The following is a 1,232-nucleotide window of genomic DNA, read 5'->3' as shown; positions in this document are numbered from 1 at the left end:
GGGCTTCGAGCGTGTCGAAGATCGGCACGGCGTTGCGCGGGTCAACGCCGATTGCCTCGCAGAGCCGCTGCTGGTGTGTCTCGCCGTGTTGGTCGAGTGCCATGAGCACCCCGAAGTGGTGCGGGCTCAGTCCGCGCTCCGACAGCATCCGGGCCCACCGACGTCTCGACTCGGCACCGAGGCGGGCGAGCAGAAAGCCGGTACTGGACGTGAGCTCGGGCGGCTCATCGGCTCCCTCTTGCGCCATTGCGCCATCGTAGCCCACTATGCTCATGAGCCATGATGTTCATAAGACATGACTGTCTGGCCTGATGAGTCCGAGGCTGGGTCCGACCGCCATGGCAAGGGGAGGAGACGGGTGAGTGATCCTGAGGTCCTGATGGAGGGTGTCGTGTTCGGCGAGTCGCCCCGCTGGCACGACGGCAGAATCTGGTTCTCCGACTGGGGCGCGAATCAGGTGATCGCGCTCAGCACCGACGGCAGCCACGAGGTGATGGCGACGGTCGCCTCTTTCCCGATGTGCATCGACTTCCTGCCGGACGGGCAGCTGCTCGTCGTGGACTCGGCACAGCAACGGCTGCTGCGCCGCAAGCCGGACGAATCGTTGGTCTGCCATGCCGACCTTTCCGGGATATCGCAGAAGCCGTGGAATGACATCGTGGTCGACGAACGGGGCAATGCCTACGTCAACTGCATCGGGTTCGACTTTCCCGGCGGCCAGTTCGCCCCGGGCCTGATCGTGCTGGTCACGCCGGAGGGCACCGTCAAGCAGGTCGCCGACGACCTCGCATTCCCCAACGGCATGGCGATCAGCCCGGACGGCGCGACCCTGGTCGTTGCCGAGTCGTACGCGAACCGACTCACGGCCTACGACATCGATGCCGACGGTGGCCTCAGCAGCCGGTGCGTATGGGCAGACACACCCGGCGACCACCCCGACGGGATTTGCTTCGACGCCGAGGGCGCGGTCTGGTACGCCGACGTCGGCAACCAGCGCTGCGTTCGGGTCCGCCAGGGTGGCGAAGTGCTGGCCACCGTCAGCCTCGACCGGGGTGCCTTCGCCTGCACGCTCAGCCGCGGCCACCACCCGCGCCTATTCGTCGTCGGCCAGGACTGGGCCGGACCTGAGCCGTCACAACCCAGCGGGCAGGTCGTGGCTTTCCCAGCACCCGCACCGGGGGCCGGCAGACCCTGACCCGACCGTCGCTCGCCACGACGGCCGGCCCGGACCG

Annotated in this window: 2 protein-coding genes; one reads left to right on the top strand and one right to left on the bottom strand. The window is 67.6% G+C overall.

What is annotated here, in order from left to right; genetic code table 11:
- Positions 1 to 247: MarR family winged helix-turn-helix transcriptional regulator (locus tag ACFOYX_RS36195; protein WP_377534816.1), on the bottom strand; the 247-nt coding region annotated here is incomplete at its 3' end.
- Between the two features lie 144 nt (positions 248 to 391).
- Here ACFOYX_RS36195 and ACFOYX_RS36190 point away from each other — a divergent pair.
- Positions 392 to 1,195 carry an SMP-30/gluconolactonase/LRE family protein gene (locus ACFOYX_RS36190; RefSeq protein ID WP_322444148.1) on the top strand — a complete coding sequence of 268 codons (804 nt, stop codon included), beginning with the start codon at positions 392 to 394 and terminating at the stop codon, positions 1,193 to 1,195.
- Positions 1,196 to 1,232 lie beyond the last annotated feature (37 nt).

Source organism: Micromonospora sp. GCM10011541, assembly GCF_042650725.1.
Classification (GTDB): Bacteria; Actinomycetota; Actinomycetes; order Mycobacteriales; family Micromonosporaceae; genus Micromonospora; species Micromonospora sicca.
Note: the sequence above shows the minus strand (reverse complement) of the source record. Positions and strands in the feature narration are given on the sequence as shown.